22 protein-coding genes are annotated in these 21,274 nt (G+C 44.5%); 14 read left to right on the forward strand and 8 right to left on the reverse strand.

Features of this window, described 5'->3' with window-relative positions; translation table 11 throughout:
• Positions 1 to 56: 56 nt before the first annotated feature.
• Positions 57 to 1,163 (reverse strand): M20/M25/M40 family metallo-hydrolase, encoded by a 1,107-nt coding sequence (locus tag AACT42_RS05435; protein WP_026028848.1) that lies wholly within the window; start codon positions 1,161 to 1,163, stop codon positions 57 to 59.
• Positions 1,164 to 1,722: 559 nt separating this feature from the next.
• Here AACT42_RS05435 and hppD point away from each other — a divergent pair.
• The 4 genes from hppD to maiA are packed head-to-tail and all read left to right on the forward strand — an operon-like array spanning position 1,723 to position 5,603.
• A complete protein-coding gene (gene hppD / locus AACT42_RS05440) occupies positions 1,723 to 2,796 on the forward strand; it encodes a 4-hydroxyphenylpyruvate dioxygenase (protein WP_013856844.1) in 1,074 nt (357 codons plus the stop codon).
• Entirely contained in the window at positions 2,789 to 3,919 is a 1,131-nt protein-coding gene (locus AACT42_RS05445; RefSeq protein ID WP_094133956.1) for a homogentisate 1,2-dioxygenase, read from the forward strand. The genes hppD and AACT42_RS05445 overlap by 8 nt, the downstream gene beginning before the upstream one ends.
• Before the next feature lie 23 nt (positions 3,920 to 3,942).
• Positions 3,943 to 4,956, forward strand: coding sequence for a fumarylacetoacetate hydrolase family protein (locus tag AACT42_RS05450; protein ID WP_094133957.1), 1,014 nt, complete (start codon positions 3,943 to 3,945; stop codon positions 4,954 to 4,956).
• Positions 4,953 to 5,603, forward strand: coding sequence for a maleylacetoacetate isomerase (gene maiA / locus AACT42_RS05455; protein ID WP_094133958.1), 651 nt, complete (start codon positions 4,953 to 4,955; stop codon positions 5,601 to 5,603). Before AACT42_RS05450 ends, maiA begins: the two co-directional genes overlap by 4 nt.
• 40 nt (positions 5,604 to 5,643) lie before the next feature.
• On the opposite strand, the gene AACT42_RS05460 is transcribed toward maiA, so the two are convergent.
• The 3 genes from AACT42_RS05460 to AACT42_RS05470 form a co-directional block, all read right to left on the reverse strand.
• Positions 5,644 to 7,155 carry a M28 family metallopeptidase gene (locus AACT42_RS05460; protein ID WP_013856848.1) on the reverse strand — a complete coding sequence of 504 codons (1,512 nt, stop codon included), beginning with the start codon at positions 7,153 to 7,155 and terminating at the stop codon, positions 5,644 to 5,646.
• Positions 7,156 to 7,343: 188 nt separating this feature from the next.
• Positions 7,344 to 8,177, reverse strand: a complete 834-nt coding sequence (locus AACT42_RS05465; RefSeq protein WP_094133959.1) for a CPBP family intramembrane glutamic endopeptidase — start codon at positions 8,175 to 8,177, stop codon at positions 7,344 to 7,346.
• 126 nt (positions 8,178 to 8,303) lie between these two features.
• Complete coding sequence (locus AACT42_RS05470) at positions 8,304 to 9,011, reverse strand: glycerophosphoryl diester phosphodiesterase (RefSeq protein ID WP_017044733.1); 708 nt, start codon at positions 9,009 to 9,011, stop codon at positions 8,304 to 8,306.
• A 165-nt stretch (positions 9,012 to 9,176) separates the two neighbouring features.
• Between AACT42_RS05470 and AACT42_RS05475 the strand changes: the two genes are divergently transcribed.
• The 9 genes from AACT42_RS05475 (at position 9,177) to AACT42_RS05515 (ending at position 17,025) form a co-directional block, all read left to right on the forward strand.
• Complete coding sequence (locus tag AACT42_RS05475; protein WP_094133960.1) at positions 9,177 to 9,953, forward strand: MBL fold metallo-hydrolase; 777 nt, start codon at positions 9,177 to 9,179, stop codon at positions 9,951 to 9,953.
• 155 nt (positions 9,954 to 10,108) lie between these two features.
• Positions 10,109 to 10,882, forward strand: a complete 774-nt coding sequence (locus AACT42_RS05480; RefSeq protein WP_019282153.1) for a DUF3450 domain-containing protein — start codon at positions 10,109 to 10,111, stop codon at positions 10,880 to 10,882.
• A complete protein-coding gene (locus tag AACT42_RS05485; protein ID WP_064625229.1) occupies positions 10,879 to 12,219 on the forward strand; it encodes a MotA/TolQ/ExbB proton channel family protein in 1,341 nt (446 codons plus the stop codon). Before AACT42_RS05480 ends, AACT42_RS05485 begins: the two co-directional genes overlap by 4 nt.
• Entirely contained in the window at positions 12,219 to 12,767 is a 549-nt protein-coding gene (locus AACT42_RS05490) for a MotA/TolQ/ExbB proton channel family protein (RefSeq protein ID WP_013856854.1), read from the forward strand. Before AACT42_RS05485 ends, AACT42_RS05490 begins: the two co-directional genes overlap by 1 nt.
• Positions 12,764 to 13,168 (forward strand): ExbD/TolR family protein, encoded by a 405-nt coding sequence (locus AACT42_RS05495; protein ID WP_013856855.1) that lies wholly within the window; start codon positions 12,764 to 12,766, stop codon positions 13,166 to 13,168. The genes AACT42_RS05490 and AACT42_RS05495 overlap by 4 nt, the downstream gene beginning before the upstream one ends.
• On the forward strand, positions 13,168 to 13,788 hold the full coding sequence (locus tag AACT42_RS05500) for an energy transducer TonB (RefSeq protein ID WP_013856856.1): 621 nt from the start codon (positions 13,168 to 13,170) through the stop codon (positions 13,786 to 13,788). Before AACT42_RS05495 ends, AACT42_RS05500 begins: the two co-directional genes overlap by 1 nt.
• On the forward strand, positions 13,785 to 14,975 hold the full coding sequence (locus AACT42_RS05505; protein WP_094133961.1) for a tetratricopeptide repeat protein: 1,191 nt from the start codon (positions 13,785 to 13,787) through the stop codon (positions 14,973 to 14,975). The genes AACT42_RS05500 and AACT42_RS05505 overlap by 4 nt, the downstream gene beginning before the upstream one ends.
• A 157-nt stretch (positions 14,976 to 15,132) precedes the next feature.
• On the forward strand, positions 15,133 to 15,996 hold the full coding sequence (locus tag AACT42_RS05510; protein WP_094133962.1) for a patatin-like phospholipase family protein: 864 nt from the start codon (positions 15,133 to 15,135) through the stop codon (positions 15,994 to 15,996).
• A gap of 186 nt (positions 15,997 to 16,182) precedes the next feature.
• Complete coding sequence (locus AACT42_RS05515; RefSeq protein ID WP_443084932.1) at positions 16,183 to 17,025, forward strand: DNA ligase; 843 nt, start codon at positions 16,183 to 16,185, stop codon at positions 17,023 to 17,025.
• A gap of 78 nt (positions 17,026 to 17,103) precedes the next feature.
• Here AACT42_RS05515 and AACT42_RS05520 read toward each other — a convergent pair whose 3' ends face one another.
• The 3 genes from AACT42_RS05520 to AACT42_RS05530 all read right to left on the reverse strand — a co-directional run bounded on the left by AACT42_RS05520 (position 17,104) and on the right by AACT42_RS05530 (position 19,954).
• On the reverse strand, positions 17,104 to 18,474 hold the full coding sequence (locus tag AACT42_RS05520) for an MATE family efflux transporter (RefSeq protein ID WP_026027236.1): 1,371 nt from the start codon (positions 18,472 to 18,474) through the stop codon (positions 17,104 to 17,106).
• A 252-nt stretch (positions 18,475 to 18,726) separates the two neighbouring features.
• The gene (locus tag AACT42_RS05525; RefSeq protein WP_010320526.1) at positions 18,727 to 18,930 is read right to left on the reverse strand and encodes a CPXCG motif-containing cysteine-rich protein; all 204 of its coding nucleotides are present in this window, start codon (positions 18,928 to 18,930) and stop codon (positions 18,727 to 18,729) included.
• Between the two features lie 157 nt (positions 18,931 to 19,087).
• Positions 19,088 to 19,954, reverse strand: coding sequence for a fructosamine kinase family protein (locus tag AACT42_RS05530; RefSeq protein WP_017042505.1), 867 nt, complete (start codon positions 19,952 to 19,954; stop codon positions 19,088 to 19,090).
• 404 nt (positions 19,955 to 20,358) lie between these two features.
• Here AACT42_RS05530 and AACT42_RS05535 point away from each other — a divergent pair, with 404 nt between their 5' ends.
• Positions 20,359 to 20,700, forward strand: a complete 342-nt coding sequence (locus AACT42_RS05535; RefSeq protein ID WP_026027237.1) for a DUF3802 family protein — start codon at positions 20,359 to 20,361, stop codon at positions 20,698 to 20,700.
• A gap of 11 nt (positions 20,701 to 20,711) precedes the next feature.
• Here the strand turns inward: AACT42_RS05535 and AACT42_RS05540 are convergent, their stop codons facing one another.
• Positions 20,712 to 21,224 carry a C40 family peptidase gene (locus tag AACT42_RS05540; RefSeq protein WP_017042506.1) on the reverse strand — a complete coding sequence of 171 codons (513 nt, stop codon included), beginning with the start codon at positions 21,222 to 21,224 and terminating at the stop codon, positions 20,712 to 20,714.
• Positions 21,225 to 21,274: the final 50 nt, after the last annotated feature.

Below are 21,274 nucleotides of genomic sequence, written 5' to 3' on the forward strand. Positions count from 1 at the left end.
CCACCAATGTTTCTTTAGCAGGCCTCGCGAAAATGAGGCCTGTTTTATCGTAAGGCTTATTCGGTCAAATACGTTGTTAGGAATTCTGCAATCTTCACCATATCACTGATCGCAATATACTCTTCGGTGGTGTGAACTTTCGCCATACCCGTTGACAAATTGACGGTCACTAATCCTTTTTCGTTAAAGTTGTTTGCATCACTGCCTCCACCAGTACGTTTGGTTTTTGGTGCAATCCCAACCGATTCAAAGCTCTTTTTGATCGCAGCGATATGCGGATGCTCTTCATCCAATACAAAGGCGTTGTAAGCACGAGTAGATTCAATCTCAACCTGCGCGCCATGCTTGTGCGCCGCGGCCTGAAAGGTTGACACCATATGTTCAACTTGTAGGCTCAACTTATCATCATTCAATGAGCGGGCTTCAGCGACAATTCTAAGATCAGGCATGACGATATTCGTTGCGCCACCGCCATGAACAAGGCCGATATTCGCCGTGGTTTCCTCATCAATACGCAGCAATTTCATTTGGGTAATCGCATCGGCTGCGACGGCGATAGCGCTAATACCTTCTTCAGGAGCAAGGCCTGCGTGTGCGGGTTTGCCTTTGATATTAACGATGATTTTTTGCTGCCCTGGGGCGGCTTTAACGATGGTTCCTATTGGACCACCAGTGTCGAGTACAATCGCCTTAGCCGATTGAATATGAGACATATCAAAGTGTTTGGAGCCTTGTAGCCCGCCTTCTTCATGGACGGTGAATGCAATTTCAATGGTTTTATGAGGTTGTTTTTGCGCTTTAATCGTTCGGATCGCCTCCATAATGGCCGCAATACCCGATTTGTCATCGCCGCCTAAAATAGTTTCACCGTTAGAGCGAATGACGCCATTTTCAATGACGGGTGTAATGCCAATCCCCGGTTTGACGGTATCCATGTGACAGCTCAGTACGACACTGTCATCGAGTTGTCCTGCTAGGCGAGCATAAAGGTTAAAGCCATTGGAAACATGTTCAGGTACGGGCAGTTTTTGGACTGAAAAACCAAGCTCACCCAATTGTTCAGACAGCGTTTCTGCAATCTGTTTTTCGTTACCCGATTCGCTGTCAATTTGAATTAGTTGTAGAAAGTGCTCAACCAAGCGCTGTTCATTTATCATGGTCATTTTGTTATCTCGTAGGAAACAGAAGCCATACCATATCGCGTGTGGATGACGCGATGTTCTGCGATAAATCAAAGAAGCACGACAAAACAACCGAATTTTTCGCTTATATATAGCCAATGGCTATTGTTTTTAACTTAATGATTCACTTGTGTTGGCCTAATGTTTTGTTCGTGTAGCTCGACATATAAAAATCATGTGCGCCTAACACCTCGCCCGATTGTGTGTTTTTTGCCGGAGGCAGTGTCGGCTTTTGATAAATGTAGCTAAAATGTTACGCCGTGCTATTTATCTTACTGAGCAACTGGTTATGATTGACTTGTGATTAACGTGGCCAATTAAGTAAAAGTGCTTAGTATTCAGTCAAATAAAAACAAATAATCTCTGTGAAATTCGCTAATTTACTATCCTACTGCTCATTAATAGATTTGTGTAACATTTTAATTACATTGACACTATTTGTTCTCCGCTAAACCGTTTTTTGTTATAGGGTTCATTTTTGCTGAAAATTACGCCATGTTCGCAATACTCAACACAAGCGTTAACAAAAAAGGAGCGTGAGATGACCTCAACATTTAACCCATTGGGAACAGACGGTTTTGAATTTGTGGAGTACACCGCGGCTGATCCCGCTGGAATCGCGCAGTTAAAAGAGCTGTTTACTTCTCTTGGCTTTGCTGAGATAGCCAAACATCGCTCAAAAGAGGCGTGGTTATATCGTCAAGGGGATATCAATTTTATCGTTAACTCTCAACCCCATAGCCAAGCTGCAGCGTTTGCCAAAGTGCATGGACCTTCAGTGTGTGGGATGGCGTTTCGCGTTCATGATGCATCTGTCGCCATGCAGCATGTGCAGGCAAATGGCGGGCGAGAATACAAAACACAAATTGGCCCAATGGAACTGAGCATTCCTGCGATTTATGGAATTGGCGATAGCTTGCTTTATTTTGTCGATCGTTATGGTAGCCAGAGCATTTATGATGTGGATTTCAAGTTCTATGCCGATGCTAATCAACGAATGACCGACGCCAATGTTGGCTTGTTCGAAATTGACCACTTAACGCATAACGTCAAACAAGGCCACATGGACATTTGGTCTGGCTTTTATGAGCGGATTGGTAACTTCCGTGAAATTCGCTATTTTGATATTGAAGGGAAGCTAACGGGGTTAGTTAGCCGCGCAATGACAGCGCCTTGCGGCAAAATTCGCATCCCAATCAATGAATCGTCTGACGATAAATCACAAATAGAAGAGTTTATTCGTGAATACAATGGTGAGGGGATCCAACACATCGCTTTATCCACTGATGATATCTACCAGACGGTACGTACTCTGCGCGAGCGAGGGATGGATTTCATGCCGACACCGGATACTTACTACGAAAAAGTCAGTGATCGAGTTGAAGGGCATCAAGAAGATGTTGATCAGTTAAAAGCGCTGCGGATCCTGATTGATGGTGCACCGATGAAAGATGGAATTTTGCTGCAAATATTTACTCAAACCGTCATTGGCCCAGTCTTTTTTGAGATCATTCAACGCAAAGGCAATGAAGGGTTCGGGGAAGGTAATTTCAAAGCGTTATTTGAGTCGATTGAAGAAGATCAAATTCGACGAGGAGTACTCAGCGATGCATAAATGGATCACATTTCCTCATCGAGAAGGGGTATGTTCAAACCAAGCTCATGCCGACTTCCCGCAAGAGGCCATCTATGAAAGAGAAGCAGGACGCAGTGGCTTTTTTGGCCCTGCGGCCCATTTCCATCACCAACATGCACCGACTGGGTGGAGTGAATGGCAAGGTGAGTTAAGGCCGAGAGCCTTTAATTTTAATTTGATCGAGCAAGCCAAACAAAGTTCACCGTGGAGCGTGCCGCACCTATTGCATAATGCACAATGTAAAGTACGAGTATGGAAGCTGGCTCAAGCGATGGATCATTTAGTGCGTAACGCCGATGGTGATGAGTTACTTTTTATTCATCAAGGAAGCGCTGATTTTTATTGCGATTACGGACACTTGAGCGTTTCACAAGGGGATTATGTGTTGATCCCGCGCTCAACCAATTGGCGATTTGAGCCAAGTGAGCCGATGTTCATTCTAATGATAGAGAATACGGATGCGGCGTATGCTTTGCCAGAAAAAGGGCTAGTAGGGAACCACGCCATATTCGATCCTGCGGTTTTGCAAGTCCCGTCGATTAATCCAGAGTTTAAAGCGCAGTATTCAGAAAAGACCACCCAAGTTCATTTAAAACGTCATGAGAAAATCAGCGTCATTACTTATCCATTTAACCCATTGGATGCAGTAGGTTGGCACGGTGATCTTTCCGTGGTGAAACTCAACTGGCGAGACATTCGGCCGTTGATGTCGCATCGCTATCATTTGCCGCCCTCCGCTCACACAACGTTTGTTGGCCAAGGTTTTGTGGTCTGCACCTTTGTGCCTCGGCCGATTGAGAGTGACCCCGGCGCTTTAAAGGTTCCGTTTTATCATAACAATGATGATTACGATGAAGTGCTCTTCTACCATGCGGGTGATTTCTTTAGCCGCGATAATATTGAAGCTGGCATGGTCACTTTTCATCCTGCCGGGTTTACCCATGGCCCACATCCGAAAGCGTTCCAAGCTGGGCAAGAGTATAAGAAAAAATTTACCGATGAAGTGGCTGTGATGATTGATACGCGGCATGCATTACACTTTAGTGAGGCGGCGCAGCAGGTTGAAAATCAACAGTACGTCTACAGTTGGAAGAGCGAATAAACGAATAAGAATAAGGAAGTGACATGAAGTTAGCTACGCTAAAAAACGGCACAAGAGATGGTTTATTGGTAGTGGTCAGCCATGACTTATCAAAATGCGTTGCTGTGCCTGAGATTGCCGAGCATTTACAGCAAGCCTTAGACCGTTGGCAGGAAACCGCACCGATGCTCAGCGAAATTTACACGGCGCTTAATGAAGGCGAATTGCTGCAAGAGATGCAGTTTGATCAAACCTTGTGTCATTCGCCGCTGCCTAGAGCGTATCAATGGGCCGACGGTTCTGCTTACGTCAACCATGTCGAGTTAGTACGAAAAGCACGAGGTGCGGAGATCCCTGAAAGCTTCTGGAGTGATCCGTTAATATATCAAGGTGGTTCGGATGCTTTTCTTGGACCGCGTGATGATATTCAAATGCAAGATGAAGCATGGGGAATTGATTTTGAAGCCGAAGTGGCCGTGATCACCGATGATGTCAGAATGGGTGCAACCCCAAGTGAAACTGCGCAAGCGATTCGATTGGTGATGTTGGTTAACGATGTGTCGCTGCGTGGTTTGATCCCTCAAGAGCTTGCTAAAGGATTTGGGTTTTTTCAATCCAAACCGTCTTCAGCATTCTCTCCTGTCGCTGTGACACCCGATGAGCTAGGCTGCCATTGGGACGGCGGAAAACTCAACCTGCCATTGCTATCAACCTATAACAATAAACCATTTGGTTGCCCCAATGCTGGCGTGGACATGACGTTTGAATTTCCACAGTTAATTGCTCACGCAGCAAAAACGCGCCCCTTGTGCGCGGGCACTATTATTGGCTCTGGTACAGTTTCCAATAAACAGGGAACCGATTTTGGCAGTGCGATTGCTGAAGGGGGAGTCGGCTATTCATGCATTGCAGAAGTGCGGATGATTGAAACCATTCGGGACGGTAAACCAAGCACCGAATTTATGAAATTTGGTGACAGGATAACGTTAGAAATGCGTGATGATAAAGGGAACAGCCTGTTTGGTTTAATCGATCAACGCGTGGTGAAAGGGTCATGAGTAGCCTCAAGTTATATGGGTATTGGCGCTCTTCAGCCGCTTACCGAGTACGCATCGCACTTCACCTCAAGGCGCTCGATTACCAGTCGATTGCTATCCATTTAGTTAAGGAGGGCGGAGTGCAACATTCAGCCGAGTTTAGCGCTCTCAACCCGAGTGAGTTAATTCCGGTACTAGAAGATAACGGGCATTGCATTACTCAGTCGTTAACCATCATCGAATATTTGGATGACCAGTATCCCCAAGTACGTTTGGTTCCGCTATCAGGTAAAGAGAAATATCAGATTAAAGCACTGGCGCAAGACATTGCTATTGATATTCATCCACTGAACAATCTCCGAGTTTTACAATATTTAACGCGTGAACTGGCCGTGGATGAAAGTCAAAAAGGAGACTGGTATCGGCATTGGATAGCCACGGGGTTTCATGCCTTGGAAAAGAAATTGGCCACAGTATCAGGAGAATACTGTGTTGGTGATCAACTGAGCTTAGTGGATGTTTGTTTAGTACCACAAGTGTATAACGCGGAGCGCTTTAATCTTGATATGGCGCAGTTTCCGATCATCAAACGAATCGTTGCTGAGCTTCGTGCTCATCCTGCGTTTATTGCCGCCGCACCAGAAAACCAGCCCGATGCTGAGAGTTAATCGATTAGCCAGCCTTGCGGCTGGCTTTTCTTTGCGCTGTTTATTGAGCATTTGCCACTAAACTTGCATTGCTGTAATTGTTGTATCCATGCAGCAAAATAGAATAGCGGCCCGGTTGAGCATTGGAGAACTGACACGTTTCATTATTGCCACTGCGATAAGGACGGCAGTCGTATTGCTGTAGATCGGCATCAGTTTGATACTTAACGTATAAATCGGCATCGCCGCTTCCCCCTGACAATACAATACTCAAGTTGCCCGCTTCCTGCAGTTCGAATTGGTACCAGGTTTTGCTATTTCTGCTGGCCGATAAACCGTTCACAGGTACGCCATTTTTCAGTTGATTGCTTGGTGTAGGCGGTGTTGAGGCGTTACCCATTTCAACCACATAAGCCAATCCAAGTTTAGTAAATTTCACCGCATGAAATCCTGTTGGGTCGGAATTTTGCAGAGTGTCTTGCGGGCTATGAATATTAGGGTTGTAATCATTAAATTTGGATTCAAAAGGCATCGCAGCTGGGTAACCAACCGCATGCCAAGAGGCATGATCAGAGCAGGCATAGCCACAGGTATCAAATCCATAGGTTAATGACGGTAAATATTCATCCAATAGTTGTGTCAAATACTGGGTAAAATTACTGTCAGTGTAATCGGTTATGAAGACAATATCTTCGCGTGAACCTTGGTAGTTAGTCATGTCTAACTGCATCACAGACATTACTTTTTTACCTTCGGCTTTAAAACGATTGGCTAAGTCTTGTGAACCTCGAAGGCCCACTTCTTCGGCAGCGTAAGCCATAAAAGCGATGCTGCGTTTAGGACGAAAATTTTGCTCAGACAACAAACGAATGATTTCTGTCACGCCCGCGATACCTGATGCATCGTCATCCGCACCCGGCGCAATGCTGCTTTCGTTGGTTCGAGAGCCAAGTGTCGAGTCTAAATGCCCGCCAATCACCACCCATTCGTCAGGTTTTTCAGAGCCTGTAATTGTGAGCATTACCGATTTCTGGTTGTAGCCTGAATGTGTGATTTGTTCTACTTTGCTTGCGGGCAGTGACGCAGAGAGTGAGCGCCAATGATCTGCAATCCAATTCGATGCTTGAGCACCAGTCGAGGTAGTATAAAAGCGATTTTTAAACTGGGTTAAGGTGGTGATGGTACTGGTGATTTGTTGCGCTGATACTGATGGCAACCAAGCATTAACGGTGGTTTGCTGAGTGATCTCCGGTGCACTGAAAGCGTTTAGATTCAGCGGCATTGCGCTGACACTCATCGCACTTTGTGCAGAAGGGTGCACCATATAACCACCACATCGCTGATGATTTTCGTGCATTTCATGTGAAAGCGTCGCCAACTCGCTTACTGGTACTTGCCCAACCCATACTGATGTTTGATTGATAAGATTTTCAGGTAATAGGCTTTGGGCTCCAGAGCGAAGCGCCGTTTGCGTCGCGTCACCACCAATGGAAATCCACACCTTTTCTTCTGCATAAGCGGTACTGAAACAGCCTGCTAGCGCAATCGCCAATAACGTTTGTTTCTGGTTCATTCTCTCCTCCCTGGAGTATTATTATCAACATGACGTTGACCATAAACCCTAGGCCAAAAATAGGAATAATGAGAACAATTCGTTTTATACTCAGTTGTTCATAACGGTTGTCACTAAACTATCAATAAGGTATTTCATCGACTGAAAAAAGAAAAAAGCCAGCGAAAACTTCAGCTGGCTTAAAGGTTTTAACGCTGTACCCATACTGGATAAGTGAAGAAAATAAGGTGGGAAAAATTAAAGAGAAAGTGGAAGAGTACAGCCGTCCATAAACGCCCGCTTAGATGATAGATCGCGCCGTAGCCAATACCAGCTAATGTGGCAAATAGCGCCAAAGTCACGCCGCCAGAAAAATGCGCAAGACCAAATAGGATACTAGCGAGCGCAATACCTAGCCATAGACCGAATTTTTCACTAACGGCTTTTTGTAAATAGCCCCGGAAAAATGCTTCTTCCACCACACAGGTTAAAAGCAAATTATTGAGAGCAAAGAGCCACCACCAAGTCGGTAAAGATAACTCGGGCTTAATCGCCCCAAGCGCCCATGCGACAAAAAGCAAAGCAAAAAGAGGAATCGACACTTTACCGATCGCGGCCCAACAAATGGTTTGATGGTTGCCAAGGAGTGGCGGCCAAGCGAGTAGCAAAGCAAAAAATACCATAGGTTTATCTAGGTTCAAGTAGAGACGAAAGGGGGCACTATTGGCACCAGCAACCACATTATCCAGCACTTTAGGGTTATTAAAACCAGGAATAGCATGCAGCAGCAGTGCAATTGCCCATAATAGCAACGCACCATGAGCAAACCATTTCCAGCGGCCTTTCAGTTGTGGGATGTAATAAGCACCACATAATCCAATGGCGACATACAGCAGGGCCATTACCGATAATCGGTCTGTGAACCATCCGCCCACTAACGACAGTGCTAGCAAGGTGAATGCTGGACGTAACTGCTTTTGAAAACTGAAGATAACGGCAAAAAGCAGCGGGATCCAAATCCATAACGATGAGTCAAGTATCATAGAGAGTACCTTAGGAAATCATCCATATTATTGAGTGATGACAGAGTGGAAGAGTGGAAGAGTGGCGCATTATGAAGAATCATTCTCAATAAAGAGATTCTACCAGTCAGCTAAACGCTTGCAGGCTTACAAAAAGCACTGTGGATCGTCACTAAAAATGGCGTCAACTGAGTTGAGATGTTTGAACTTTTTCGGATTATTCACCGTGTAGCACCAAATTTGGTAACCCGCTTGATGTAACTCGGCAATGTGCTTTGCACTGATCCATTGATAGTTAAGGTTACAGCCAAAGGCGTCAATTTCGGCTAACACTTGCTTATCTTTACGCGTTAATCGCTCGCTCAAAACCGCCAATTTATAACCCGGACAATGCTGATAAAGCTCGCGCATGATAGCGTGGCTAAAACTGGAGAGAACAATCTGTTCATTTGGTAATCCACATTGATCCAGTTGCGCTTTAAGCTGAGCAGCGACTTGAGCAACATCGTGTTTATCCACTTTGACTTCAATGTTTAAACCAAGGCTGTGCTGCTTTGCGAGTGTCAGCAACGTCTCTAATGTCATGATGGGTTCGCCTGCAAATTGAGGATCAAACCAACCGCCAAAATCGAACTGTTGTAATTGCTCAAGCGTATAAGAATCAATGCGCCCTTTACCATTACTGCAACGATCAATGGTGTGATCGTGGCAAACAACCAATATGTGATCTTGAGTCGGTTGCACATCCACTTCAACCCACTTTAGGCCTAAATCAATAGCGGCTTGCACACTCACTTGCGTATTTTCAGGGTAATGGCCGGCCACTCCGCGGTGGCCAATAATCATAGGCTTCATAGCGTTATCTCCACACAATTAAAACCGGCTCAGCATAGCGCGCGCCTTCTATTTTGTCTTCAAATTGATGGAAATGAGAGACGACACGCTTTGGACATCACTTTCGCTAATGCTATGCTTATCCAACATCAGGCAGGAGGTCTGATCTGTCAAGTAGGGATAACGGTGAAGCTACATACGATCAAAGGCTATATTCAGAATATGTATCTGGCTGAATATCCAGAACGATTATTACTGCTAGACGGTGCAAGTCGAGCAGACATACCTACGTTGCAGCACTTCATTGAGAATGAACTGAACCGTCCTTTTTCTCATCTTCATACCGTTGTGGTAACTCACATGCATCCAGATCACGCTGGGGCGGCTCATCAATTGCGTGCATTAACGGGTTGTAAAATTATCTCTGCCAATAAAGATCATGATTGGTATTGTGGTTTGGACGGATTTTGTATGCATTTAGCCGATCTTGCGCTTGCGCGTTGGATGGCGAATCGCCTAGGCCGCCCGCGGCAGAATTTATGGTATTCACGTGTCTTAAAGCCTGACATTAAGCTCAACGATGGCGACACTATTCCTCATTTTAACGAATGGCAAATCTTAGAAACTCCAGGGCATACCGACCGAGATTTGTCTGTCTACCATGCACAGCAAGGCATTGTGTATGTTGCTGATTTAATGGTTGAAGTGAAAAAGCAGTTGATTGCCCCTTTTCCTATTTTCCATCCCAATCAATATCGCCAGTCACTTGAACGGATCTTCAAGCTCAACCCTGAAACACTGCTTCTTGCACACGGCAAAGAGGGGCGTTTGAGCGAAAAAACCTACCAACACCTGCTAAATACCGCACCTATACGGCCCATTACACATTGGCGAGTGGTCAAAATAAAAGTCAAAAGTTTAATGAAGTCTGTTTGGCAATTTGGGGTCAGCAAAGGTAAATAAAGGGTAGGTGGCTTTAAAACTCATCAGCAAAGAGTGTTCGCCGCATACTGTGGTTGTTTGCACCGGAAAAAATCGTTAGAATGCGATCCTTGATGATAATGAGAGCTTTTATCAACAAGATGATAACACTTCGTTGAAGGTAATGAATAACGTCTATGAATCTTTTAAAAATCAGCTTGTCCTTGGTGGCGACTACCAGTTTGTTCGCAGTAAATGCTTCTACACTCAGTGACGCGAATGCCATCCAAAATAAAACCAATTCGGCTTCAGTCGCCAGCCAACAGAACATCAATCACAGTTCTCAATCAGCGTTGCTGATGCAAGCTGACATCGATCAGTTAAAAGAAGAAGTGAAAAATCTCACTATTTATCGTAATCACTTGGCATCGCTGGTGGAAAACCAGAATCAGGAAGCGCAAAGTCTATCGTCACAAATTGATGAGATAAAACTGACTCGCCAAGGCATCGTTCCTTTGATGTATCAGATGATCGACGGGCTACGTACCCTAATCGAAAACGACAAACCATTAAAGCGCGAAACGCGTTTAGAGCGTTTAGAAAAGCTGGAATCGATGATGGTGCGATCGGATGTCAGCGATGCTGAAAAATACCGCCGTATTCTTGAAGCGTACCAAATCGAAATTGACTACGGCACTAAACTGGGTGTTTATCAAGGCGCAGTGGTGCTCAATGAAAACAAAACCATTGAAGCTGACATTTTATACGTTGGCCGTTTATCGCTGGTGGCTCGTAGCTTAAATGGCAAACAGTATTGGAGCTGGAGCCAAAACTCGCACCAATGGACCGATGTCGATAGTGGGCTATATGCCGATTTAGATACCGCTTTCAAAATGGCCAACAATTTAATTACACCAAACTTAATGACGATTCCTGTTTCACTTGAGTTAGTAGAGGAGCAAAGCAAATGAAGATGGTTTTCTCTCTCTCATCACTCTGTTTAACACTATTGGCTTTCAACAGCTTTGCTTCTACGGAATTAGTCAGCAACGCCAAAGTGGAAAACAAACAGCAACAGCAGCACAATATCGAACGCGAAGCGGGTTTTAAACAAACCGAACAGCAGCTACGCCGCGCCAAAGCAGAGCTAGAAGCTCAGCGCCAAGATTTACAAGCGCAAGCGGATAAGCTAAGCACACAATTCAGTAATAATGAAAACCGACTAGCACGTTTAGAAGAGCAGCTTCGCTTAGAAACAGGAAGCCTTGGAGAGCTGTTTGGTGTGGTACGCCAAAATGCCAAAGCATTAAGCAGTGAATTGGAATCTTCCATCACTGCGGTTGATCGCCATCAGTATACATCGCGGGTACAAGAAATTGTCGCCGCAAAATCTTTACCCTCGATGCCGCAGCTGACGGGGTTATGGCACAGCTATGTTGAACAGATCATCGCCAGTGGTGAGCTAAGCCGCGTTCAGATCGCATTTATCAATGGTGACGGTGTCACGAAAAATGTGGCCGCTTATCGTATTGGAACCTTTGGTTTGGTGACAGAGCAAGGTTATGTCAAATGGAACGGGGATAAACAAGCCGCCACCGCTTATTTGAAACAACCGGACAATGGGCCTATTTTCTCTGGCCTAAATACGGGAGAAATCGAAAGCTTAGTGGTCGATCCTTCGCGTGGCATCATGCTTGAACAGCTAGCCCTTACGCCAACGTTAGCCGAACGGCTACAAATGGGTGGTGCGGTTGGTAACATCATTTTGGTACTGCTTGGTATTGGTTTAATCATTGCTTTCTATCGCGGCTTCGCATTGGTGATGACTCACCACAAGATCAAAGCGCAGCTTAAAGATGTACAGAAAATTGGTAATAACCCATTGGGGCGTGTACTCAGCGTCTATAACAAAGAGCAAAATCGCAGCGTAGAAGCGTTGGAGCTGCGCTTGCTGGAAGCGGTGGTCGATGAACAAGCGCATTTGGAAAAAGGTTTATCGATGCTGAAGTTATTAGCTGCGATTGCGCCGATGCTTGGGCTATTGGGTACGGTGACTGGCATGATTGAAACCTTCCAAGTGATCACACAATTTGGTAACGGTGATCCAAAAGTAATGGCGGGCGGTATTTCAATGGCCTTGGTGACTACCGTTCTGGGTTTAGTCTCTGCGATTCCACTATTATTAGCTCATAATATCTTAAGCTCTCAAGCCGAAAATATTCGCTCTATTTTAGAAAAACAGGGGATTGGCCTCGTTGCTGCGCAAGCAGAACAAGAATGCCAAGCTTCAATGAGGAATGCGGCGTAATGAACAGCGTATTGCCAAGCGCACTGCTCAGCAATGACTGGCTAACAACCTTGCAGCAGTTTATGCAGCAAGGGGGTATCGTCTTATGGTGGCTAGCTGGGGTGGTGGCGCTTTATTGGTTGTTGATCATCGAACGCGTACTGTTTGTGGTATTGAGCTTTCCTAAATATCGAAAAGGGTGGTTAGAGCAATGGCATCAACGCGCGGAACACCATTCATGGTATGCCCATGCCATTCGCGAGGGTTGGCTTGGTGAAGCACAGCAGATGCTGCGCCACAACCTTAACATGATCAAACTGCTCGTCACACTTTGCCCAATGTTAGGGCTGCTCGGCACAGTCACCGGAATGATCTCTGTGTTTGATGTGATGGCAAATCAAGGCAGTAGCGATCCTAAATTGATGGCATCTGGCATTTCATTGGCCACATTACCGACAATGGCCGGAATGGTCGCGGCCCTTGCGGGCATGTTTGTGCATGCTCGTCTTGCAAAAAAGTGTCATCTACTTGAATTAAAATTAGAAAAATCGTTAAGGAGTTTGCGATGAGATTAGGCAGACGCCAACCAAGAAATGATGAGGCGCAGATAGACTTAACATCGATGCTCGACATCGTCTTTATCATGCTGATTTTTTTCATTGTTACCAGCTCATTTGTTCGTGAATCAGGTGTTGAGGTTAACCGTCCTCAAGCTTCTCACGCGGTGAGTCAGAAAGATGCGGGTATTTTTGTCGCTATCAATGCATCCAATGATATTTACATCGACAAACGCTTGATTGATGTTGAACGTGTAGAGGCCACCCTAGAACATCTGTTGCTCGAACAACCAGACGCGGCGTTAGTGATTCAGGCGGATGAACATGCTTATAACGGTACGGTTGTTAAAGTGATGGATGCGGCCAAAGGGGCCGGAGTGAAAAATATCGCATTGGCGGCGGAGAAGCGTTAATGGGACGTTTACTGCTTGCTTTGCCAATTGCAGGAGCGATTTCGCTGGCGTTGTTCAGTTTTATGGCGTGGATGGTGGATAACGGTAACCAACGCGCTGTAAAACCAACTCAAGCACTGCGATTTAACATGGTGATGATGGAACAAGAACACGATTTACAGCGTCGCCAACGTAGCGTTCCGGAACCTTTAAAGTTGCCTGAGCCGCCACCGCAAGCACAAGTGACACAGTCACAAACTACCGCTACGGCCGCTACATCACTCACTAGTTTACCTGCTTTGGGTTTGGATACCGCGCTTAATGGGGTGGCGATTAGCGCACCAACTTTTGGTGATTTTGGCTCAAACCAGCAAGCAATGCCGTTATATCGTGTCGAGCCAGTTTATCCAAGCCGAGCTCTAAAGCGAGGCGTAGAAGGTTTCGTTACATTAAGCTTTACCATTGATACAACAGGAAAAGCCGTCGACATCAATGTCGTCGATGCCAATCCTAAACGTATGTTTGAGCGTGAAGCGATGCAAGCGCTGAAAAAATGGAAGTATCAACCTCAGATTGTTGACGGCAAAGCCATTGAGCAGCCGGGACAAACCGTGACTGTGGAGTTTAAAATTGCCAAATGATGAAACGTATATTGATTGGCTTATCACTTGTTATCGGCTCGCTCTCTCTAAATGCGAGCGAATTAAGTGCGACAACAGTCCTGAAAGTGCAAAAAGCACAGCAATTTGCATTAGAAGAGAACCTCACTCAAGCCATTGAGGTACTGAGCAGTGTTGAAACGTCACGTCTTTACGATAAAGCATTTGTCGCCCGGATGCTTGGTGTGTTTTATTGGCAAAGTGGTCAGCCCAAAGCGGCTATCAAACAGATCAAGCACGCTGTAGAGAGTGGAGAGCTGCAAGATGAGCAGGCATGGACCACCGAACGTATGCTGGCTGATCTGTATGTCAATGAACAACAATTTGAACAGGCGTTACCGCACTATTATCAATTATTGAAATCCGTTCCGGCTTCACAAAAAGTAGACGATCTGTGGTTGCGTATCGCACAGACTCACTACCAAATCGCACAATGGAAAAAAGTGCTGCATGCGTTGGATAAATACCAAACCGTGACGCCACTCAATACTAAAAATCCATTATCACTTAAATTAGGTGCGCAGCTTCAGCTAGAACAATGGAAGGCGGCCATTCCAACTTTAGAAAAACTGATCATGCTGGAGCCTGACCAAGCCAGTTGGTGGCGACAGTTAGTCGGTTTACATCTGCGTTTAGATCAGCGTCGTCAAGCATTAAACAGTCTAGCGTTAGCCAAATTACAAGGTGTGGAATTAACCGATAAGGATAAACACTTGCTCGCGCAGTTGTATGCGCAAAATGGCATTCCAGAACGTGCGGCGCAAGTTCTGCAAACATTATCTGAATCTGATGCTGATCAAGACTTAACTTTACTGAAAGAGCAAGCCACTTACTGGCAGCAAGCCAAAGAGTGGCAAGCCGCGATCAGAACGTGGACAAAAGCAGCTGAACAGGATGAGCAATATTATTGGCAAGTGGCGCTGCTGTACAACCAGCAAGGGCAATTTAAAGAAGCGTTACAGGCGTTGGATAAAGTCACCACGCGCGAGAAAAAAGCAGATGTCGCGTTAGCGCGAGTTCATGCGCTGTACAAACTCAATCAACTCGATAATGCTCTATACCAAGCCAAGCAAGCTGAAAACCTAAACCCATCAAGCCATGCCAAAGGATGGATCAAATTCCTTTCTCGTTTACAAAAAGTTCAGCAAGCGCAAACGGCTAATATCTGATCATAGCGCCTCATCTGCCCGATGATGAGGCGTCTGACCTTTTACGATTTTTGAATCGTCATTATCAAGACTGACATTGGTTCGGTTTTGCCTATCTTAGTGATAAAGAGAACCTATTATTGTCTTTCTGATTTTTTCCGTACCATAACGTTTAACGATGAAGTACAGAGAGAGAGTCATGATGAAAGCGTTAGTGGTTGAAGGTGGTGCGATGCGCGGCATTTTTGCCAGTGGAGTCTTGGATAGTTTTTTACAACATCAGCACAACCCATTTGATTTTGTATTAGGTGTTTCAGCTGGAGCTTCAAACTTAATCGGCTACCTTGCGAAGCAACCGAGACGCAGTTATCACGTTGTAACTCAGCTTGCCACCGACCGTCTTTTTTTTAACCCAATTCGCTTTATTAAGGGGGGAAATCTCGTCGATGTGCGTTGGCTAATCGATGAGTCCAACCGACGTTATCCGATTGATGAAGACAAACTGTTTAACTCAGTCCCTTTCTTTGCCGTTGCAACCAATATCGAAACGGGTAAAGCCGATTATTATCGAGTGACTCAAGAAAACTTGAGCACGGCCATTGAAGCCACATCCGCTCTACCGATAGTTTATAAGCACACGCCTTGTTTCCATGGTGGTTGCTACACTGATGGAGGTGTTGCTGACTCGATCCCTGTTAAAGAAGCGTATCGCCGTGGAGCACGAGATATTACGGTTGTTTTATCACATCCACTTAGCTATATCATGTCGCCCCCTAAAAGTAAGTGGATGATGAAAAAACTCTTTTCACGCCATCCAAATATGGCTAAATCAATGCTATTTCGTGCGAAACATTACAACCAATCACTTGAATTTATTCGCAATCCACCTTCTGATGCCATCATTCGAGTAATCGCGCCACCTGAAGGGTTTCCCGTTAAGAGATTGACGATGAAGTTACCGTTGCTCAACATAGGCTATGACATGGGCTTAAAAGCAGGGCAAAATCATTTGGAGTGGCTTGAATACACACGTGCAGCCTAAAAACGCTTAGGTTCAAAAGGCTGATAAAACACTATCTACATGTCGTAGCTGTCTATGTAATAAGCTGTTTTTTAGAGATGATTGAGTATGAATTTCATCGCAATTTATCTTGTTTATGGTTTTCATATGAGTGGCACGTGTTAAGTATGTACCACATTTTGATTGATCGAGCCTGATGGCATGCAACTGAAACTATCGCTACTCTCCATCGCTTTATTGAACACAATTCCTGTCACTGCAACGGAAAACTCTCAGATGTTTATTCCGGTCACAGCAGCCAATAGTTACCAACATGGCATTGATGTTGCTGAGTACTGGAAAAGTGAAAAACTGGATGGAATTCGCGCCGTCTGGAATGGACAATATCTTCATACGCGTAATGGTAATAAGATCAATGCGCCTGCTTGGTTTACTGCACCATTACCTAATAAAGCATTAGAAGGAGAGCTTTGGGCTGGACGAGGTCAGTTTCATCACGTTCAACAAACGGTATTGGATACCATACCAACCGATGAAGCGTGGCAAAGCATCCGCTTTATGCTGTTTGATATGCCCGAAGCGATCGGTGACTACCAAAAGCGATACCGCAATCTTATCCACTTATCCTCACTCATGAATGCTCCGCACATTACCTATATTGAACATTCATCAATTCACTCAGAAAAAGAGCTGCTTGGGTATTTAGACAACGTAAGTGATGGGCAGGGTGAAGGGGTGATGCTGCGAAAAATTAATGCCCATTACCAAGCCGGCCGCAGTAACGATTTACTTAAGCTTAAAAAACACCAAGATGCTGAAGCTACGGTCATTGGTTATAAACTGGGGTCTGGCAAGTACCAAGGTATGATGGGATCAGTGCTAGTGCGCTTAGAAAACGGTGGTGAGTTCTATATCGGCAGCGGTTTTTCTGATGAGATCAGAAATAATCCGCCAAAGATCGGATCCATTATTACTTTTCGTTTTAATGATCTCACTGCAGAAGGAAAACCAAGATTTGCACGTTTTATGAGAGAAAGGCCAGCAATATAAATAAGGCCAGACAATGTCTGACCTTATTATTTCATCGCAACGCCTTTTCGCCACGTTGAAATTCAGAGAATCAAGCCGTTATTTCGATGCAAAATCGAGTTGCACGCTATCGGCTTGTTGATGCATCCAGTGTAAGCGGATACCCAGCATTAAAGCAGCAGAGGATAAGCCAACGATAAATCCTATCCAGAACCCACTGGCACCCATAGGTTCGACAATGAAATCTGTCATTGCTAATACATAGCCGGTTGGCAAGCCAATCATCCAATAAGCGATAAAGGTACGATTAAAAATAGCCGTCATGTCTTTATAACCACGTAGCGCTCCTGCTGCAACGACTTGAATCGCATCCATACATTGATAAATAGCCGCAAAAATAAGCAACTGCATCGCCATGGCTACAACGGCTTGGTTTTCCGTATAAAGCAAAGCCACATATTCACGAAATAGGACCGTTAACGTCGCTGTGATAATTGCAGTAGATAAACCGACTAACAAGCCAACCTGCGAAGCGATGGTTGCCCCTTCAATATTTTTTTCGCCCAGCTTATGGCCAACACGGATGCTCACTGCAGCGCCGATACTCATCGGTAACATAAAAATTAATGATGAGAAATTCAAAGCGACTTGGTGAGCCGCCACCACCAATGAACCGAGTGGAGCGACCAACAATGCGACCACAGCAAATAGAGTAACTTCAAAAAATATCGCTGCCGCCACAGGAAAACCAAGCTTAAATAAGCGAATTTGCGCCTTCAATTGTGGTTTATGGAATTCACCAAAGATATTAATGTGCGCCATGCGTTTAGAAGTGACGACATAAAACAGCAGCATAAAAAACATCAACCAATAGACAATTGCCGTCGCCACACCACAACCCACACCGCCTAGCTCTGGTGCGCCAAATTTTCCGTATACGAAAATCCAGTTAAGTGGAATGTTAACTAATAAGCCCGCGAAACCGATCACCATAGCGGGTTTCGTCAGTGAGATACCATCCGTGAAACTGCGCAATGCTTGAAATAGTAAATAAGAAGGTACGGCAAACATCACGGCGTACATGTACCCGTTAGTTTTTTCAGCCATCAACGGCTCAATATCCATCCACCCCAAAATCCATTGAGTTTGAAAAAGAACACCAATAATGGGAATAGAGACAAACAACGCTAGCGCTGCGCCTTGCTGTATTTCAAAAGGAATTTTCTTTTGCCGCCCTGATCCGTTGAGTTGCGCTACCACAGGAACCAACGCCATTAACAACCCAACACCAAACAGAATCGAAGGTAGCCAAATACTTGCCGCGATCGATACCGCAGCCATATCAATCGCACTCACACCACCTGCCATGACGGTATCTACAAAGCCCATTCCAGTTTGAGCAATAGAGGCAATCAACACAGGTGTTGCCAATTTGATTAAATTTGAAGCTTCTTGTTTATAACGATGCACAAATATCTCCAGAGGAAGGACAAGCAAAAATCGCGACCAATAATCAACTTATCGCGTAGGCATGGATGATAAAGAAATGTCACACTAAGCTCCATGAAAAACTGATGAAATTACCTAATGTTTATTTGGAAGGTTGCTCGTCGCGCTATATGCGGTGAAATCTATTTCAGACAAAGCTTGATTAGGCTAGATAGGGGGGCTTGGCGTGTTGCACGTAACCATTAAGAAGAGCGCTTGCCAAGCGCTCACTTTTTAAAAGATTTGTTCATCATCGGCATCAACAAACAACTCTATTTTGTCTAAACGTTCATCGACCATCATATTGAGATGAATCGCATGGCAACAGGCGGGGCAATCGTCATAAAACTCTTGGCTACCATTTGATGCATCTAGGGTTATCCTAATGGAATGACCGCAGTGAGGGCAGTTGACCATTCTTTCCGTATAATTTTTCATATCTCTTTCCTTACATCCTTGGAGATACCTTAATACTAAGTCGCTAAGTTCCTTTAAGCGGCAAATTAAGTTCAAACTTTGAATTGGCCCATAAAACAACAAAAGAGCCATTTATTAAGGCTCATTTGTTGTCTATACAGCTCGGTTATTTACACCGTTAAAAGGAGAGGATTTTCTTGATCAAACTTTCCGCTTCGACCAGATAGTGGCCACCAAATTGATTGTAGTGATTGAGGACATGATAGAGGTTATAAATATTTTTACGTTCCACATAGTCCAAACTCAAAGGTAAGATGCTCTCATAGCCTTGGTAAAACTCAGGTTGAAAACCTTCAAATAATTCTGTCATTGCGATATCGCATTCACGATCACCCCAATAACAGGCAGGATCGTAGCAAATTGGACCAAATACAGAGTTTGCCACATTCCCATGCCACAAATCTCCATGCAGCAGAGATGGGCGAGGGCTATGGTTAGCTAAGCGAGATTGGACAACGTCGACCAACTCGCTGATATTGAACAACTCAATTCCTTTTTCACGCAACAATTGCAATTGCCAGCCGATACGTTGTTCCGCAAAAAAACGACCCCATTTTTTGTCCCACGGATTTGGCTGCAAAGTGGAACCAATATAATTGTCTGCATCAAACCCATACTCTTTTTGTTCTCCCCATTGATGCAGTTTGGCCAGTTGTACACCGAACTCATAGCTGTTCGTCGCGTTATCTAGGGGTTTGGTTGGTAGATAGTTTAGAACAATGAAAGCATGATTTTTACTGGTTCCAATCATCACTAGCTCGGGAACCTGTACTGTTGACGTTTCACGAAGCGAACGTAGGTTTTCACCCTCAATCTCAAACTTAGCTAAAAAGTCTCGTGTGTTCACTTTAACAAAATAGCGTTGCTCACCATCGCTGATCATGTAGCAATCACTAATGTCACCACCGCTGACTTTTTCTTTTTCAACAGGGTTAAATTCAAACATGAGCGTATCGGATAACTGCTGAATGAGAGTTTGCCACATAACGACCTCTGCCTTGATTTACTTAATAATTCGTAGTTTAGGTCATGGTTACGAATATTTCAGAAGTGCGTGACACATAATTTAGCCACTTTCCTTTTGAGGGAGCACCAATGCTCATAAATGTGATTAAGTGCAAGAATTTGCAGATGCGAATACAGAAATAGTATTAAAAATAACGCTATATTTTCCATAAGTTGATCTTGCTTAGGTGCTAGTAACCCAATTTATAGGATGGCGTATCCTACTTTGGGGAAAATAAATGCTCGTGAAATAGATGCTTATCAAGAAATCGCGGGAAATTTGAACGTCTAAACTATCAAATCTGTGAAAATGGGCTGACATGGCTTAGTATTATTGAAGGTACAGTGATTACTAGCAATTTAGCGGTAAAGCGGAGAATTAAAGTGGTTGTAGAAACCGATGGTTATTTGGCTCTGATAGAGCATCTCTCTTTTAATATGGATGTGTTCACATCAGGCGGAGATATTGGCGCTGAAAGTGTAGAAGATGTTGTGACCGACATGGTTTCAAGCAACATCATGGCTATTTTTGAACAAAACCCTGAGCTACATTCCAGTGTTCGATTCCAGTTGCTCAAAGAAGCCGATTCTGTAGTGGAAGATCTTGGTGAAGTATTGGCGGGTGTTTGGAGTAAACCTGCGACCAATGAACAGATCCTTTTTCTTGATGAATACATAGCCTTAGTGAAGAATCTGTTCGATACTGCCGTTGCGAAGTACGACTAATTGAAGTATGACTAATCAGAGTTAGGCGGGCTTATAATCCGCCTAAATTGCCAGAATTTAGAAGCCCAATAGGGGTTATCGATTCTTGAGATCATCACACCTTTAGACGTAGAGGCGTGCATGAATTTTTTGTCTCCTAGATAGACTCCAACATGATTGCTCGTCCTTGATGTTCTAAAAAAGACCAAATCCCCGCGCTGCGCATTTTGATAATTTACCTCAAAACCCGTTTGACTCTGTGAGCGTGTGGTTCGTGGTAGAGGGATCTGCCATACATCTTTAAACGCTATTTGCACAAATGCTGAGCAGTCGACTCCGTTCAACGTTTCACCACCTAATCGGTACGGCACTCCTTGCCAGCGCTGAAAAACCGTGCCTAACCCATCGTCTTTATCTTGGACAATTGACAGAATCTCTTCTTGAGTAACATAAGTAGGGCCAGAATTGGACGAAATAGGCGATCCTACGCAACCCGTTAGCACACTAGTTATTGATAATGCGAAGAGTATTGGACTTTTAATCATTTATCATCCTAATGAAATGTAACTGAAACATTTTTGAAATATTGCATTCC

Origin of the sequence: Vibrio sp. V15_P4S5T153, assembly GCF_963874485.1 — a bacterium.
Taxonomy (GTDB): Bacteria; Pseudomonadota; Gammaproteobacteria; order Enterobacterales; family Vibrionaceae; genus Vibrio; species Vibrio anguillarum.